This is a genomic window from Paenibacillus pinihumi DSM 23905 = JCM 16419, from assembly GCF_000422505.1.
In the GTDB taxonomy this organism is placed as follows: domain Bacteria; phylum Bacillota; class Bacilli; order Paenibacillales; family Paenibacillaceae; genus Paenibacillus_D; species Paenibacillus_D pinihumi.
In genome coordinates this window covers 332,592-348,466 of record NZ_KE383865.1, presented here as the reverse complement: position 1 = coordinate 348,466, position 15,875 = coordinate 332,592, and the positions used below count along the sequence as shown (strand labels likewise).

Annotated in this window: 16 protein-coding genes; 1 reads left to right on the top strand and 15 read right to left on the bottom strand. The window is 50.9% G+C overall.

Annotation, left to right across the window (positions count from 1 at the left end):
- Positions 1–40: 40 nt before the first annotated feature.
- From H583_RS0121850 to H583_RS33875, 4 genes are all read right to left on the bottom strand, one after another.
- On the bottom strand, positions 41–1,045 hold the full coding sequence (locus H583_RS0121850) for an ABC transporter substrate-binding protein (protein ID WP_028562330.1): 1,005 nt from the start codon (positions 1,043–1,045) through the stop codon (positions 41–43).
- Positions 1,046–1,206: 161 nt separating this feature from the next.
- Positions 1,207–2,847, bottom strand: a complete 1,641-nt coding sequence (locus H583_RS0121845; RefSeq protein WP_028562329.1) for a helix-turn-helix domain-containing protein — start codon at positions 2,845–2,847, stop codon at positions 1,207–1,209.
- A gap of 266 nt (positions 2,848–3,113) precedes the next feature.
- Positions 3,114–4,115 (bottom strand): hypothetical protein, encoded by a 1,002-nt coding sequence (locus tag H583_RS0121835; protein WP_028562328.1) that lies wholly within the window; start codon positions 4,113–4,115, stop codon positions 3,114–3,116.
- A 70-nt stretch (positions 4,116–4,185) separates the two neighbouring features.
- Positions 4,186–5,004 carry an RNA polymerase sigma factor gene (locus H583_RS33875; RefSeq protein WP_051236825.1) on the bottom strand — a complete coding sequence of 273 codons (819 nt, stop codon included), beginning with the start codon at positions 5,002–5,004 and terminating at the stop codon, positions 4,186–4,188.
- A gap of 263 nt (positions 5,005–5,267) precedes the next feature.
- On the opposite strand from H583_RS33875, the gene H583_RS0121825 reads away from it, so the two are divergent.
- On the top strand, positions 5,268–6,230 hold the full coding sequence (locus tag H583_RS0121825; RefSeq protein WP_028562327.1) for an SDR family NAD(P)-dependent oxidoreductase: 963 nt from the start codon (positions 5,268–5,270) through the stop codon (positions 6,228–6,230).
- A gap of 33 nt (positions 6,231–6,263) precedes the next feature.
- Here the strand turns inward: H583_RS0121825 and H583_RS0121820 are convergent, their stop codons facing one another.
- From H583_RS0121820 to H583_RS0121770, 11 genes are all read right to left on the bottom strand, one after another.
- A complete protein-coding gene (locus tag H583_RS0121820; RefSeq protein WP_028562326.1) occupies positions 6,264–6,788 on the bottom strand; it encodes a redoxin domain-containing protein in 525 nt (174 codons plus the stop codon).
- Between the two features lie 68 nt (positions 6,789–6,856).
- Positions 6,857–7,597, bottom strand: coding sequence for an ABC transporter ATP-binding protein (locus tag H583_RS0121815; protein WP_028562325.1), 741 nt, complete (start codon positions 7,595–7,597; stop codon positions 6,857–6,859).
- Entirely contained in the window at positions 7,590–8,378 is a 789-nt protein-coding gene (locus H583_RS0121810) for an ABC transporter permease (protein WP_036710739.1), read from the bottom strand. The genes H583_RS0121815 and H583_RS0121810 overlap by 8 nt, the downstream gene beginning before the upstream one ends.
- 29 nt (positions 8,379–8,407) lie before the next feature.
- On the bottom strand, positions 8,408–9,025 hold the full coding sequence (locus H583_RS33870; RefSeq protein ID WP_051236823.1) for a nitrous oxide reductase accessory protein NosL: 618 nt from the start codon (positions 9,023–9,025) through the stop codon (positions 8,408–8,410).
- On the bottom strand, positions 9,022–10,350 hold the full coding sequence (locus H583_RS0121800) for a right-handed parallel beta-helix repeat-containing protein (protein WP_081667429.1): 1,329 nt from the start codon (positions 10,348–10,350) through the stop codon (positions 9,022–9,024). Before H583_RS0121800 ends, H583_RS33870 begins: the two co-directional genes overlap by 4 nt.
- Positions 10,347–10,718, bottom strand: coding sequence for a hypothetical protein (locus H583_RS0121795; RefSeq protein ID WP_028562322.1), 372 nt, complete (start codon positions 10,716–10,718; stop codon positions 10,347–10,349). The genes H583_RS0121800 and H583_RS0121795 overlap by 4 nt, the downstream gene beginning before the upstream one ends.
- Before the next feature lie 210 nt (positions 10,719–10,928).
- Positions 10,929–12,056 (bottom strand): NAD(P)/FAD-dependent oxidoreductase, encoded by a 1,128-nt coding sequence (locus H583_RS0121790; RefSeq protein WP_028562321.1) that lies wholly within the window; start codon positions 12,054–12,056, stop codon positions 10,929–10,931.
- Between the two features lie 48 nt (positions 12,057–12,104).
- Positions 12,105–13,178 carry a sensor histidine kinase gene (locus H583_RS0121785; RefSeq protein WP_051236821.1) on the bottom strand — a complete coding sequence of 358 codons (1,074 nt, stop codon included), beginning with the start codon at positions 13,176–13,178 and terminating at the stop codon, positions 12,105–12,107.
- Positions 13,175–13,849, bottom strand: coding sequence for a response regulator transcription factor (locus H583_RS0121780; RefSeq protein WP_028562319.1), 675 nt, complete (start codon positions 13,847–13,849; stop codon positions 13,175–13,177). Before H583_RS0121780 ends, H583_RS0121785 begins: the two co-directional genes overlap by 4 nt.
- Before the next feature lie 157 nt (positions 13,850–14,006).
- On the bottom strand, positions 14,007–14,816 hold the full coding sequence (locus tag H583_RS0121775; RefSeq protein WP_028562318.1) for an ABC transporter permease: 810 nt from the start codon (positions 14,814–14,816) through the stop codon (positions 14,007–14,009).
- Positions 14,813–15,844, bottom strand: coding sequence for an ATP-binding cassette domain-containing protein (locus tag H583_RS0121770; protein ID WP_028562317.1), 1,032 nt, complete (start codon positions 15,842–15,844; stop codon positions 14,813–14,815). The genes H583_RS0121775 and H583_RS0121770 overlap by 4 nt, the downstream gene beginning before the upstream one ends.
- Positions 15,845–15,875: the final 31 nt, after the last annotated feature.

Sequence of the window (15,875 nt, the reverse complement as noted above, 5' to 3'; positions counted from 1 at the left end):
CCGGGGAGTTTTTGCTATGCATCTTATTATTGAACTACAACTATTTTTGTTGGTTATTTTCCTTTAAAATAAGGTCTGCCAGCAGATCGACCTGATGCTGAACGGCAACCGGGTCATCATTATACAAATCGTTGAATTTGACCACATGTACACGTTCATTTTTAACAGCATCCAGACTTTTCCAAACTTCGCTCTGCTGCAGCTGCTTGAGGGTTTCGCCTCCCTCATCATTCGGATCATATACCGTCAGAATAATATGATCTCCGGCAAATTCCGGCACCGCTTCGAAAGATATCGTTTTGTTCCACTCTTTTGAGTTTCGGAATATTTCTTCGACCTTCGGCGCAGCTTTTACTTTCAGTACTTCATATAAAGGATACCCGCCCATATTAACAAAGCCGTATACTTTCAATTCTTTTTTAAATACAGTGAAAATTGTAAATGTTTCATCCGGGCTGATCTTGTCCGCAAGCCGTTGGCGCGCTGCTTCTCCGGTAGCTTCAAAGGCTTTGATCCAATCCTCTGCTTCCTTCTGTCTGCCCAAAAGATCTCCAAACGTGCGCACACTCTCAACAGGTCCCTCGCTAAGCTCCAGCGGAACAGCAGGTGCAATCTTTGAATATTGCTCATATTTATCCGCACCCCATGAAATAATCAGGTCCGGCTTCAACTCGATGATTTTTTCCATAGAACCTCCGATACTCTCGGTCCCAGCCTGCTCAATGAAAGGATGGTTCTTCCATACGTAATCATCCGTGCCGACCGGCTTCAATCCCAGTGCAACCAACTGTCCGTAATACCAGTCCGTTACAACCCGCTGCGGCTTGACAGGGATAACCGATGTACCTGCCATATGTGTATATTCCCTCGTCGTTGCCGTTTCATCTTCTGAAGCCTGTGCCGTCGTCTCTGTTTGTCCGGCTGTACCCTCAGCTCCGTTGCCCTGCTGACCTTCTTGTTGTTTCGAATTCGCGCAAGCACCTACTATCAGCATAATAGCCAATACCAGGAACACTGTAGTCGCTCCCTGCCATTTCCCCTTCATCCTTCTACCTCATCTCAGTTGATTATCATTATCATTTGTCATTTTAGCAGGGTTGCTCCTGCTTGCACATGTCATAATGGTACCGGAGATTTGGATTTTTGGGCAGATCTTACGCAACTCCCGGCGCGCGATACCAGTCACACGGCGGCGGTCCAACCTCTTCATTCCGTTCTTAACGTGCGGCTATCCAGCATATGCAGGATGACCTCATCCAGCTGAGCTTCCAGTGCAGCTGGTGCGTAACCATACCATTTACCCATATTCAACTTATAGATTTGTTTATTTCGGGCAGCATTTCTTTGTACCAGCTGATCAATCTCAACAGACCTTAATCGTGCCTGGGTATTCTCTTCCACCACAATAAAAATGTAGTCCGCATCAATGAATGAAAGCTGCTCTTCCGTAATAAACAGATTTTCCACCCGCTTTCGGCGCATATCCGCCACAAACGGCGGCGGCGCAAAGCCGAGCGAATCATACAATAGATCAGAGCCCATATATCCGGATGCATACACAAGCAGGTAATCCGCACGCACATTAAGAAGCGCGACTGTCTCCTGTCGTCCCATTCGACTGGCCAGCTCCAAACGGACCTTGCCCACTTTATCATCGAAAGCATCGATCCACTCTCTTGCCAGTTTTGTCCTTCCGGTGATCTCCGCTACCATGGCAAAATGCTGCCGCCACCCGATCCCTTGCCAGGGCAGCTCAATCACAGGGGCAATGCGCTGTAAATCATCCCGTTCCATAATTCCCATTGCCGGGGCAATAATGACATCCGGCTGGACGGTTCGCAGCACATTAAGCTGATGTTCGTGCTTGATGGACCAAGACAACTGCTCGCACACATCTGCGCGGCGCGGCAGATTAAAACGGGTGCTGACCCATTCGTTTGTCACAGCTGCACAAGGCATTACCCCCAGTGTCAGCAAATCAATCGTATAAGCATGATCCAGCGAAGCATAACGCTTTGGCTTCCTGACATAGGCAGTAGGAGATAAGCCTGTCGCCTGCTTAAACTTCCGGCTTAAATAAAATTCATCTGCATACCCCACCTGCCTGGCGATCTCGCTTAACGGGGAGGAGGTTAGCAGCAGCTTTTCAATCGCCTTGTTCATCCGCACACGGTTGACGTATTCATTGAAGGTGACATGATTGCGCTGTTTGAATTTGCTTGTAAAGGTTCGTGCACTCAATCCGGACAGGTGTACGCCATCCTGACGGGTAATTTTTTGCTCATAATGCTTATGGATATACGCTGTTACGCGATCCAGATCCGATTCAAGCTGTATCCATTCTATCTGCTTGAACTCATCGTTGTTCATATATGTCCATAGATCAGCAAGCCACAGGTTAAAGGTTCCCTGAAATCTCAGCTCCCCGGCAAGACCCTCATGCCGGCGCGGCCACTGCATGCACAGTTCGGATACCGGGCGCTGAAGGAATTCCTCCGTACTGCGGAAGGCGCAGGCTGGCCAGTATAGCTGAGCTTCATTTTCGCCTTGTACAGCCTGCAGATCAAAGGAAAACACATACCATTCCAGCTTCATCCCCGTTCCAACCTGCTCCAGCTCCAAGCCGCTTCCGGGAGGAAGCAGCAGGAACCAGCCGACAGTTACTTCCAGTCTGTTCATGCCTACACGGATAACCCCTGCCCCTGCGCTAACAGCCAGTATCGTATGGCTGGTGAACAGCATCCGCTTGCCCTTCCGCTGGAACGGGTCGTAGCACTCTGCTCTCCTGCAGACAATGATGCCCGGTGCTTCACGCGCATGTTCTTTTTCATGATACCGGTCTTCCACCGCTCATCACCTCTTAATGAATTGTATCATGTTTTGCCGGACTTCTGGTTTGAGAATGCTCTTCCAAACTTTCATGGCTGTCACCCTTCCCGGACGATTCAAGAGAAATCGGTCTATGAAGAACCGGCCAGCGGATTCCGGTATCATAAGCAGCAAACGGTTTGAATGAAAGGGTCATAAGGAGACGGCCTGCGTCTCCTTCATTACAAAAGAGCTGATGGGCGGGGAAAACAACCCAGATGATTCGTCCTCTGCTTGCAATTGATTCAGTTAATCCATTGTTCCGACCAATACGCCTTCATAAAATCAAGGAGTCTTTCCAAAACTTCAATGCCCTTCACTTCAGCATCCTTCGCATTGCGCAATAGCTCTGCGGCACGATCAGCTATATTCGGGTCGTCCGGCTGTCCGCCCTGGGGAAACGGAAACATCTCTCGCATCTCAACCAATGCGGCTGCCGCTTTTCCATAATGTACAGCAGCCTCCGAAGACAGCTTGCGCACGGTCCTTTCTACGATATTTTCTCCATTCCAATGAATCGCAAGCTCTTGCAAAAACCGCTCCGCATACTCCCGTGCATCACTGACAACAGCGATGTTATACGCATTGCCGAAAGGATCAGCCCCCCTCCTCTCCATGCAGGATCTCCAGGCGTCATAGCCCGCCAATCCGATGCTATATTTCCCTTCAAAAACATGTTGCCATTCTCTCCCTCTGGAATGTTCAACAATCATATCGAGCGCCATGCGGAGTGTTTCATATTTAGAATGCGGCAAACTCTCGCTAATCGTAGTTACCCAGAGCATGTCCCGTTTCTCCACGAATTCTGTATACGGAACTGTGCCGTCACGGGAGACATCCTTGGCATAAAAAATTTGCTGATCATCATCGTATCCGTATATTAGTCCAAATTCAGGGGTAAATAAATCAAATGTGAGAGCAGGAATTCCTTTATCGATTGAATTCTGAATGAGCGCCATCACCTTTTGGACCTTATCTGGCGTAAACGGCTTTTCCGTATCCGACAGATTACTGATAAACCCCAGATTACAGAAATTTCGCCTCAACAAATAACCGCCGGGGAACATTGTAGGCCCTGCTATATCAATATGTTCGGGATCAATATTAATGCGGAACGCATGTCCCGTAATTCCCATGACATCTACCAGTGAAAGGTGCTTCTTGTCCGTATAGCTGACTGCACCATGAACGGCTGCGGCAGCTGACGTCCATGTCTTGGTCCAGTCTTTCTGTTCTCTTTCGCTCATATACCTGGCCTCCGAATTTAGAATGGTATTAAGGGAAGGGTGGGGCATGCTTCAATTCTGCACTCTCATTTTACAAATCTGGAACGCGCAAAATATGAACCCGCTTACTGCCTGACTCCTTACGGTGCTGAACATAGATGCGGATGCCGGCGCGTATACGCTCCTTTTGCACCTTGGCGCGGGACCGGGAGATCAGATTGTATACATTGGCAGTCGTTGTCTGGAATAACTCGGCAATTTCCACAGGGGACAACTCCCCGAAGAAATGGGCTTCGAAAATTTGCCGCTCCCGCTTGCTCAAGCTGTTCATGAGCATCCGTAAGTTGTCCAGAAGTTCATACCTTAGAAGCCCTTTTGCAGGATCAGCTCCTTGTCTGGCCTCTTCTGCAGCAGAACGGGACAACCGGAACAAAACGCGGTCGATGTCCCCCCAATCCATGGCATTATCATGCCAGAGATGCCCCCTCTCAGCAGCACTTGCAGCAATACCTGCGAACGGCTGCTCTTTGCCAAATTGGCCGCCGCGACGCAGCTTCATGTACGCCTGATTGCGAATAATGCGCTGCAACCAAGGCAGAAAACGGGATGTATCGACCAGACTCCCCAGGTGCAAAAAGGCCCGGATCAAGGCATCCTGAACAATATCCTCCGCCAAATGGGCATCTCTAGCAATCCGGTTTGCCCAGCCATAGGCCTGTGCCCGATGCGAACGGACAAGCTCATTGAAAGCTTCACGGTCTCCTTGGCGTGCCCGCTCCACCAGTTCGCGGTCAGCGTCTTTTTGCGGGTTCAACGAAAAGCTCTTAACTGAAGCAGATTTGTTGCCGTTCGGCAACCTTTCGTTTGTGTTATAGGGAGCATACTTTATAACTTGTGAATCCGTATTCAAATCTTTCCCTCCTTCCCCCGTTAATTAACTTGATGCCATGTTTCATATATATCTATCATAAATGAGGTCCCAAATTTAATTTAATTTAATTTTCAACAGTAAAATCATACCATCTATGCTTGAGCTGAGAAAATGCTGAGGAGCCGTGTAACGTTCTCCTCTTCTTTTTTAAGCTTGTTATTGACTAATCACTATCTAATTGCTAAGATAAAAATAATATTAGTAATTGATCAATAACAAATTATAAGCGAGGGATGATTTCCATGAAAAAAGCAATGGTTGTTGGAGCGACAGGCGGCACAGGTGCAGCCATCACCGAAGAACTGGTCAGACAGGGGAAACCAGTAATTGCATTTGGACGTTCTCGTGAGAAGCTGGAGCGGATCGCCCGCAAGCTCGGCAATCCTGATCATTTGACACTGGCTGTCGGGGATGCCTGGAAGCCGGAGCAAATTATTGCCCAAGCTGGCGGAGCGGATGTGCTCTTCCACTGTGCAAATGTACCCTATTATGAGATGGAAGCGAAGCTGATTCCACTGGGCGAGTCTATCATGGAAGCGGCAAATCGTCTGGCAGTCAAGGTAGTCGCTGTGGACGGCATCTATCCGTACGGCAGAAGACAAGCGGATCTGGTAACCGAGGAGCATCCCAAGCAGCCGCATACGAGAAAAGGCAAAGTCCGGCTTGCCTTTGAACATATGCTCTTCAGCAGCCGCTGGAGCAATACAGAGGTGATGATTGTCCGTCTTCCGGACTATTACGGCCCTACAGCCAATGAAGCGTCCTATCTGGGTTCCACGCTTGAAGCGATTGCAGCCGGGAAAATGACTTTCTTTGTCGGCAACATGAAAGTGCCGCGTGAATATGTCTACTTGCCGGACGCTGCCGCCATGATCGTCAAACTCGCCCAGGCAGACTTTGCATACGGCCAAAACTGGAATATTCCAGGGGCGGGACAAATTTCCGGCCGTGAAATCGTACGTATTGCCCAAGCCGCCAGCGGCAAATCCAAACCTGTCATTCCGTTGAAAAAAACAGGGCTGTCCCTGCTGGGAATAGCCGTGCCTGTCATAAAAGAAATCGTGGAAATGCTGTATCTGACCGAGGAGCCGCTGACGCTGAGCCGAGAAAAGTACACCAGCCAGATCGGCCCTATTGTTGCAACTCCCTTTGAGAAAGGAATTGCGGCTACAATACGGGAGATTCAGAACCGTTCCATCATATAGAAGAGGCCTGCCCTCTCAAGTGTATAATACCTGTTATTTCTGTTTAATCTGCTCCATCATCCCGATGATCTCGGACATTTCCGTCAATTCGCCCTCATGCCTCGCGACCAGCTTGCCCTGCGCATCGACAAGCAGCGTGAGCGGCATTCCGGCAACCCGGTACTGCTGCTTGATCTTCATCTCCCGATCCAGCAGTACCGGGAACGCCAGCTCATACCGTTCGGCAAATTTACGGACTGCTTCTTCCTTCTCACCTACATTAATAGCGAGTACTGGCACACCTGTCAGCTTATACGCTTCGTTCAGCAAAGGCAATTCATTGACGCAAGGATTGCACCAGGATGCCCAAAAGTTCAGGAGCACGCCCTGCCCCTTGAGATCCGATAACTTCAACTTGTCTCCGGATAAATCCGTCAGCTCAAAAGGTGGAGCCGCATCTCCAGGCAGCGCACGGGAGCGCGGCTCAAATCCGGTTTGTGCCACTGCGTAGACGACTCCTGCCGCCAATGCAAGCAGTAATACAACCTGCAACCACCTCATCCGAACGAACATTTTCATCATCGCCCTCCCGCTTTACAAGCTTGTTCGCCTGCTCCTTTTTAAGCGCTGCTAATGCAAACGCACCGCTACACCTTACTGTTCATCATTCCGGGAATCCCGAACAGGTCACCAAATTGGCCGCGCAGGCTGGCAGTGCCCTGCTGATCACACAGCTCGTCCCGGGTGCTGTTGAGCACGACATGCCCATCGCGCAGAAACACCAGACGGTCAGCCAGCGCTTCGGCAATCTCAAGCTGATGGGTTGAGAACAACACCGTTTGACCGCTGGCAGCAGCCTGCCTGACATGTTGTACAAAGCTTTCCATCCAAAACGGATCAAGGCCGTTCGTCGGCTCATCCATTACAATCAGCGGCGGCTTTGCCAGCAGCACCTGGGCAAATAATACCCGCTGCCGCATGCCTTTGGAGAAGGAAGCTACAGGCTTCGTTCCGGTATCTTCAAGCCCGACACGGGCCAGCAGTTCCCGCGCCTCTTTCTTGCCCAGCCCGCGCAGTCTGGCCCAGAACAGCATCGTCTCCAACGCTGTAAGCCCCGCGCTAAAGCGGTAATCATCCGGCATATAGCCAATTTGCTGAGCATAGCGCTTCCGGTCATCCTCCCACCGCAATCCGTCTACGGTGATCGTTCCCCGGGTCGGGCGCAAGATGCCCGCAAGCATGCGGATCAGGGTGCTTTTGCCCGCGCCATTCCCGCCGCATAAAGCCACAACCTCGCCCCGCCCCGCTTGCAAATGCACCTCGCCAATGACGGTTTTTCCTTTAAAGACCTTATGGACAGCTTCAAAACGAACCAACGGGTCAGTCACGTCCTCTCCCCCGTTCCCACATCAGATAAGCAATTGCCAAAGCAATGCCAACCCATACCAGGGCGATAGCCAAAAATACAGGTGTTCCCCATGGACCGCGTATCCAGATGATCCAATCGTAATATTCCGGTCCAAGCGTAGACCCTCCGCCGAGCTTGACCACAGTGAACAACCGTGTCAGCTCCGCCGGATTCAAAAATGTCAAAGCGGTAACAGCAGGCTTAATCCACCCGTAAGGCAGCATGCCAAGCGTTGCAATCAGAATTGGAGGCCAGGCAATAATAGCAAAAAACCAGAGCGACACCGCCATCGTCAGCGCCTGCCAGCGGTTGCGGGCCGCCGTTCCGACCAGCATGGCAATGCCCAGAAATAACAACGACAGACAGACGGAGAAGATCAACAGACGTATATAGGTTAAAAATTCAAAGCCTTCTCCGAGCAACCAGCCGGCTGTGCCGGACACCCCGAAGCCAAGAGCTACAATCGCCAGAAGCACGACAGCCAGTCCGATATATTTGCCGGTCAGAAATGCGCCTGTGCCCAGCGGATAAGTCGACAACAGCTCCCAGTTGCCCTCCTCCTTTTCACTGGTCAAGGAAAAGGAGCCGAGCATTAGCGTCATCAGCGGCAATAAATAGAGCACGAGATTCAGCATCGTACCACTAACACCGGAATATCCTTTCACATATCCTTGAGCATTAATGAGCAGCAGGCTTAGCATAAAGAGTGTGAACAGAGCCATAAACGAGTAGGCCCACGGATTTCGAAATCCGATTTTCATCTCTCTTGCCGCTACATGCAGCAAAGAATTCACGATGCGTGGCCTCCGGCATTTTCTGCTTGCCCATGATCATCCCCTGAAGAATGTCCTTCTTCCTGGCCTGAATGGCCGGACTTGCCACCTCCATGCCCGTCTTCTTCCGAATGAGAGTGTCCATGGCCGTCCATGCCGCCCATATCCATCATGTCCCGGTTTACCGCCCAGGAATGGGAGGCCAGCTCGTCTGCCGTCATGAGCGTTCCCTTGCCCTGCCCGTCGATGAAGGCTTTCGCATCCGCCTCCTTCTCAAAGGATACGATTCCATAAGCCATCGGTGTTTTATAGGAAGCATCATAGGCATAATAGGCTTTTTCGTAGCGAAGCCACTGCTTGCTGTTATAGTCGCGAACAAAGGCAGCGCCGATATTATCTGTTCCGTTCTCCTTTTTCCACGTATTCAGACAGCCGATATCATCGAACTTGAGTGATTGACCGTCCTTGGTCACAATTTGCGTCGCATACTGGTCATCCTTGATCGCCATCTTGCAGATTGCACATACATCCGTCGCTTCGTTAATCGCATGCGGCTCGTACTTTTCTCCGCCACAAGCTGCCAGAAGGACCATCATACCCGCCAAGACCAGCAATATGCCCATTGATTTCCTCATGTCTTTCGTCTCCTCATCCCGTAAAATAATGAACCCGTACCTGCCAATAAAATAATTCCTGCCACTCCGGTCCCCGACCCGGCTTGTTTCCTGTCCTCAGACAGGCTGTCTTTCGGGGGAGCCATTAAGGGAGATCGGTCTGTGGCCCATTTATCTCTCTCTGTCTGATAGAGTCCTTCCAGAAACACCATGCCCGGCGACTGAAAAAACAATTGGAACGGCGGACGCTTTTGTGTCAAGCCCTGAAAAAACGGGTTGATCGTATAGGCAATATCGCTCCTCCCGTCCCCGTCTGTATCGATTCCGGAGAAACTGTCCCAGTAGTTGCCGGACAAATCATTGCTCTCGCTGCCTCGTGCCTGCGCATCCACTACGTTGCCGAGGAACAGATTTCCCTCAACCGTGTTGCTTGCCGCATTAATCAGTTGAAGCCCGATAAAATTGGAGCTCACCTCATTCCGGTCCAGCCGGTTATCCGCGGATTGCTCCACATACAGCCCGACCCGGTTGCCTTCGACCCTATTGTCTGTGATGACGGACCCGCTCGCATTATACAGAAAAATCCCCTGGGAGTTCACATTTTCACTTTGCTTCGCAAAGGTATTGCCCTCCATCGTAACCTGCTGAACGTTCATGATCATGGCGCCAGTAATATTCAAATTGCCGGTATTATTCTGAATGACCGTCCCTTTGGTGTACATGCAGTGCACGCCGTAACGGGAACGTTCAAATCGATTGCCGGTAACGAGGGCCGCATCGCTGTTTTCCATATAAATGCCATCGTGAACATCATAGATCGCATTATCTTGCAAGTGCATGCGGTGTGAATTGTACAGGTCGATGCCATTGCCTTTATCCGCCATCCTCACGCCATCCGCCGCCCACTCGATTGTTGTACGCATTATTTTGCCGTCATTGGCGTCACGCACCATAATGCCGGCTGCGCCGGTTTGAATATGCAAGCGATCCAGCATAGCCTGATTTCCCTTTAGCAAAATGGATGGCTCCTCTTTCACAGATACATCCACAATGCGCAAGCCGGTTACCGTAACCTGATCAGCCTCAATCGTCAAGGCAGGCTGGGCGGTACTGTTCAGCAAAATGACTTCGGCCCCATCCTCCGCTTTCAGGTGAAGCGGCTTGTTAATGAGAAGGGGGCCATCGTAGGTCCCGGACTTCAGAATAACGGTTTCGCCCGGGCTTGCCTGGTCCAGCAACCTTTGCAAATCGGCTTTCTTATGTTCCGCATGGACTGTCCCTGTGTGCGCGATGAACAGGCACAGCAACATGATGCCAAGGCAAACCTTGACCCTGCGGGTAATCATTTTACCTCCACCCATTTCTGTTTCGTCAGATGAATGTCATCCACATAGAAGTGGACATAGACGGTTTGAATTCCCTTCTCCGGGAATGTAAACGAAGCTGTGAACACGCCGTTTCCTTCATTGGTTGCATCAAACAAGACCGGCTTATTATCAATCCGCGTATCAAAGGTAACCGTTGCCTCATCGGGTACCGTCATTCCTGTGAATGCAGCTTTTAAGTGAACCGGATTTCCGGCTGTTACAGTCCCAGGCTCTGTGGTCAGATTAACCTCTACATCGTCCAGGTCCACCGGCTTTTGGCTTGTGCATGCTGCCAGCATCGTCACAAGCGCGAACAACGCGATTAGCGCTACCATTTTCCGTTTCATATCGCTCACCACCCTGCGTCTATTTTTAGACACCTCAAATTGTAGCAATCTGCTCCGGCCCGTCCTATAACTCTTTGGAGTCATTATGGCGCTGAACATCGACAGATTTGTGTCAGACTTGGGATAAAATTGAGAACAGAAAATAAAAAAAAGCGGACATGAACCGTTTTGAACGGATGTCCACTTTCTAAATGATAATCAAGTATTCGTTTATTCTGCCCCTAATGCATTGCGGATATCATAATCGTTAATCTCAATATCCGGCTCCATGCCGAGTGCCAGCTTTGCAAGCTGATACCCGATGAACGGGCCTGTCGTCAAGCCTGATGCCCCAAGCCCGTTCGCAGCCAGAAGGCCGCTCCAGCCGGGAATCGCGCCAATTACAGGCAAAAAGCCCGGGGTAAACGGACGGAAACCGACTCTCACTTCCTGAAAAGTACCCTCTGCCAGCTCAGGTGCAAAATGCATCCCTTTATTCAGCACTTCCTGAATTCCGCCTGCTGTCGCTCTCGTATCATAGCCTTCAACATCATTTTCATGCGTCGCCCCGATCACGATCCTCTGCTCGTCAAAGGCAATCATATATTGATCCGAAGGCGGCATCACAACAGGCCAGTTGCCTGTATCCCCGCTGCCCGGAACTTGCAAATGAATAATTTGCGCTTTCTGATAGGATACCTGAAAATGAATGCCCAAATGCTCCAGCAGCTGCCTGGCCCACGCGCCAGCACAAACAACGACCTCATCAGCCGGGATGAATTCTGCTCCAACCAGCGCCCCCGTTACCTGATTTCCCTCGTATTCAATTCTGGCTTCACCCTGAATAAGAACAGCACCGTGCCTTTGCGCAGACCGGATCAACGCATCCCGCAGCGCACGGCCGTCGACACGGGCGGCACCGCTAATATGAACAGCTTCGTAGCCCTCTGCCAGCAACGGGAAACGTTGACGTGTCTCCTGCTGATCAAGCCGGGTAATTTCACCGATCTCAGGCGCATCCGCATGGCGCAGCTGTGCCCTCTTTTCCATATTTTCGATTTTGCCCGCATCCTCATGAATGCTTAGCGCACCAACCCTGGCATAGCCGGTATTTGTCTCTCCCTCGCTCTGAAGCCCGCTAATCAGCTCCGGGTAAAAACGCGCGCCAGCCTTCGCAAGCCGGTACCACGATTGGTTCCGCCGCTGGGACAGCCAGGGACAGAGTATGCCCGCAGCCGCATCTGTAGCCTGCCCTTGATCCCTGCGGTCTATAATCGTGACTTGTGCCCCCATTTTCGCCAACTGGTAAGCTGTCGAGGCACCTAGAATTCCTGCCCCAATTACAATGACTTTCTTCATTTACTGCTTCCTTCCTGTTTACCGCGTTTGAACTTCCTACTGTCCATTTTAGCTTCTTTGCAGCGGAAGCGAAACCGTAAACTCTGCTCCTTCCCCGGGTTTGCTGCTTACTGTAATTGAACCGCTATGCATCTCGGTAATTTTGCAGGCAATAGATAGTCCCAGTCCGCTGCCAGAGGCTGTACGGTTGCGGGATTTATCCGCTTTGTAAAAGCGTTCAAAAATCCGCAAGAGATCCTGCTCAGCAATCCCCGGACCTGTATCTGCGACACGGACAATTGCCTGATCGTGCGTGCGGGCGAGTGAAATGCGTATAGTTCCGCCCTCAGGGGTGAACTTGATGCTGTTGTGAATGAGATTAATCCAGACCTGGCTCATCATATCCTCATCCGCAACAACCTCCACTTCTTTCAGGTCGGCTTCCATCTCGATTTGCTTTCCCTCCCACTGTGGCTCACAAGCCAGAATAAGCGATACCAACTGCTTATCCAGACGGTAAGAGGCGGGATGGACCGGATTACGATCCGAATCCAGGATCGCCAGCTTGAGCAGATTATCGCTGAGCTTGGACAAACGGACACATTCCGTTTCAATAATCGTTAAATACCGGTTCCGTTGCTCCCGGTCGAGATGGTCGTCCTTAAGCGCCTTGGCAAATCCGCTGATTGACGTCAGCGGCGAGCCAATCTCATGCGATACATTCGATATAAATTCCTGTCGCAGCTCTTCCATCTCCTTCAGATTTGCCGCCATATCATTGATGCTGTCGACCAATTGAAAAAGGGGATTCTCACGATGTCTCCCGCGCCTGTCTCCAAAACCCGGGTCAATGCGGATGAGAAAGTCCCCTTGCGAAATACGCCGCAGCGCTTCGATCAGTTCAGCCCAAAACTGATGCTCCTTTCGCTTAATAAAAAGGCCGACTATGAAAATGCAGATTCCGAAAATAATAAAGCCGAGCACGGCATAGATGAGAAAAGAGAGCAATTCATGCGGCTCCCATTTTATCCATACATATACAGACCCCATCAAATAATAAGCCGCCACCCAGCACAGCAGAAGTCCTCCAAATATGAAAATCAGGTTCCAGACAATATGGCTAAAACTTGGCTTCCCTCTCATGAGCGCAGCTCCAGCCGGTAACCGAGCCCCCTGATCGTACTGATCCGAAAGCCATGCTTTTCTTCAGGGAACCGCTCCCGCAGCCGCTTGATATGGACATCTACGGTCCTCTCATCGCCTTCGTAATCAAAGCCCCAAATATGCTCAATCAAATGATCGCGTGTAAAGGTTTTGCCGGGATAACTGGCAAGCTTGAACAGTAGTTCGAATTCTTTCAGCGGCAATGTAATTTCCTGTGGGCCAATCTCACATTCAAACGTATCCCGGCGCAGCGTCACATCTCCGATCTGTACCGTCTGGGAGGTCATGATCCGGTACCGCTTCAATAATGCTTTGACACGGGCCACCAGCACCAGGGGGTCAAACGGCTTTACAAGGTAATCATCCGTTCCCAGCGAGAAGCCCTTCACAATTTGGGACGAATCGCCTTTGGCCGTAAGCATGAGCAGCGGGAGATCGCCCTGCTCGCGCAGCTCACGACACAGCTCCCAGCCGTCCATGCCGGGCATCATAATATCGAGGATGACCAGATCGACCTTCGTATCAGCCATGATCCGCAGCGCATCCAGGCCGTCTACAGCCTCTACGATATCGAGGCCTTCCTGCCGCATAAAGTGGCCGATCAATTCACGAATATGCGGATCGTCATCGACAACTAATATTCGAGTCATTCTGGTCACCGCCTTTTCAAGTTTATTTTGGCTCAAAATCGATAGTTGACATGAAACGCTGAAGCAACGCTGCGAGAAAGCTACTTATAGGGGTCAATCGCTGATTCTTAAAATGAGCCTTATTTTTTCCATAATGGCTGAATATTAAAGATTAAAACTAAGTCCGCCGCATATACGCCCTTACCGTCAGCGGCGCAAATATGGCTACGATAACAGCAGCCCCGATCAGCGTAATAATCAAGTCTGTGCCAGCTGTTCCGGTATTCGTCAGATTGCGGACGGCCGTGACCAGATGCGAAACCGGGTTAATGCCGGAGAACCATTGCAGCCAGCCTGGCATCGTATCCACCGGAACAAATGCATTGGAGACGAAGGTCAGCGGGAAAAGGATGATCATCGAAATCCCCTGTACGCTTGAAGCCGTCCTTGCGATCACACCGAAGAAAGCGAAAATCCAGCTGATGGCCCATGCACACGCTATGACCAGAACCGCAGCAATAGCGACATACCCAATTCCGGCTTCAGGACGGTATCCGAGAATATATCCCATTGTAAACGTCAGTACTGTTGCAATTGTATATCGGATCGTATCGGCAAGCAATGCGCCAGCCAGAGGCGCAATCCGTGCGATCGGAAGTGATTTGAAGCGGTCAAACACCCCTTTATCCATATCTTCACGGAGCTGGACTCCGGTGACAATGGAGCTCGTAATGACGGTCTGGACGAGAATGCCCGGAATGATGACGGGCAAATAATTTTCTACATTTCCCGAGATGGCGCCGCCAAAAATATAAGCGAACATCAAGGTAAAGACAATCGGCTGAAGCGTAACGTCAAATAATTGCTCCGGAGTGCGCCGGATCTTCAGCAATCCCCGGTAAGCCATCGTTAATGAGTTGCGGATTGCCTGGGCAAAAGATTTTTTTTGCTGGCGGGCATGTCCCGGATTTATCGTGTTGCTGTTCATATTGCTGCCCCCTTGGATGGCTCAGATTGTGAAAATGCCGTTGACTTGCTTTCTTTCACACCATGTCCGGTAATGTTCAAAAACACCTCGTCAAGCGTCGGCTTCTGCATGTTGATTTCTGCCAGCCCGATTCCGTTCGCACGGAGAGCTGTCAGCAGATCCGTTACACGATCAGCACTTGCCAGCGGCACGGTAATTTTCGCCGACTCTGCCGACACTGCTGATTTTGTCTTCAACACCTGCTCCACAATTTTTCGGGCATCCTCCATCGCTTTCGGGTGCTGAATCTTTAATTGCAGTGACGTGTTGCCGACAGATGCTTTTAGCTCATCTACTGTACCTTCAGCTACAACTCTGCCGTGATCAATAACGGCGATCCGGTCTGCAAGCTGGTCGGCTTCATCCAGATACTGCGTTGTTAACAACACCGTCGATCCCGTTTTGACGAGTCTTCGGATTGTGTCCCACATTTGTGCACGCGTCCGCGGGTCCAGCCCGGTAGTCGGCTCATCCAGGAAAATGAGCGGCGGCTGTGCGATTAAGCTTGCAGCCAGGTCCAGACGGCGGCGCATTCCGCCGGAGAAGTTTTTCAGCGGACGCTTCGCCGCCTCTGTCAGGCCGAATTCCTCCAGCAGCTCTGCCGCCTTGCGTTTGGCCTCGACGCGTCCAAGGCCGAGCAGCCGGGAGAAGATAACCAGATTCTCTGTTGCGCTAAGCGATTCGTCTACTGAAGCATACTGACCAGTCACCCCAATTAACTGGCGTACCACATGCGCTTCCTTGTTAACGTCGTGACCGAAGATTTTTGCTGATCCCGCATCTGCCCCAAGCAGCGTCGCCAGCATCCGGATCGTTGTCGTTTTCCCGGCGCCATTCGGTCCGAGCACCCCATAGATCGTACCTGCTTTGACCTGTAAATCTACGCCATCCACAGCCCTGTGACTGCCGAATATTTTGACTAGTCCATGAGCTTCTACCGCCCATTCGCCACTTCCTTTTGAGGTTCCGCTTTTGCTAATGTTCGTCATTGTCGTGCCTCCCATAACGTTGATAAGGGAA

Coding starts and splice junctions, on each gene's coding strand:
- H583_RS0121775 (WP_028562318.1), bottom strand. CDS start 14,816: ATGAACAGCAACACGATAAATCCGGGACATGCCCGCCAGCAAAAAAAA.
- H583_RS33870 (WP_051236823.1), bottom strand. CDS start 9,025: ATGAGGAAATCAATGGGCATATTGCTGGTCTTGGCGGGTATGATGGTC.
- H583_RS0121770 (WP_028562317.1), bottom strand. CDS start 15,844: ATGACGAACATTAGCAAAAGCGGAACCTCAAAAGGAAGTGGCGAATGG.
- H583_RS0121825 (WP_028562327.1), top strand. CDS start 5,268: ATGAAAAAAGCAATGGTTGTTGGAGCGACAGGCGGCACAGGTGCAGCC.
- H583_RS0121790 (WP_028562321.1), bottom strand. CDS start 12,056: ATGAAGAAAGTCATTGTAATTGGGGCAGGAATTCTAGGTGCCTCGACA.
- H583_RS0121820 (WP_028562326.1), bottom strand. CDS start 6,788: ATGAAAATGTTCGTTCGGATGAGGTGGTTGCAGGTTGTATTACTGCTT.
- H583_RS0121785 (WP_051236821.1), bottom strand. CDS start 13,178: ATGAGAGGGAAGCCAAGTTTTAGCCATATTGTCTGGAACCTGATTTTC.
- H583_RS0121800 (WP_081667429.1), bottom strand. CDS start 10,350: ATGATTACCCGCAGGGTCAAGGTTTGCCTTGGCATCATGTTGCTGTGC.
- H583_RS0121795 (WP_028562322.1), bottom strand. CDS start 10,718: ATGAAACGGAAAATGGTAGCGCTAATCGCGTTGTTCGCGCTTGTGACG.
- H583_RS0121810 (WP_036710739.1), bottom strand. CDS start 8,378: ATGAAAATCGGATTTCGAAATCCGTGGGCCTACTCGTTTATGGCTCTG.
- H583_RS0121780 (WP_028562319.1), bottom strand. CDS start 13,849: ATGACTCGAATATTAGTTGTCGATGACGATCCGCATATTCGTGAATTG.
- H583_RS0121835 (WP_028562328.1), bottom strand. CDS start 4,115: ATGAGCGAAAGAGAACAGAAAGACTGGACCAAGACATGGACGTCAGCT.
- H583_RS0121850 (WP_028562330.1), bottom strand. CDS start 1,045: ATGAAGGGGAAATGGCAGGGAGCGACTACAGTGTTCCTGGTATTGGCT.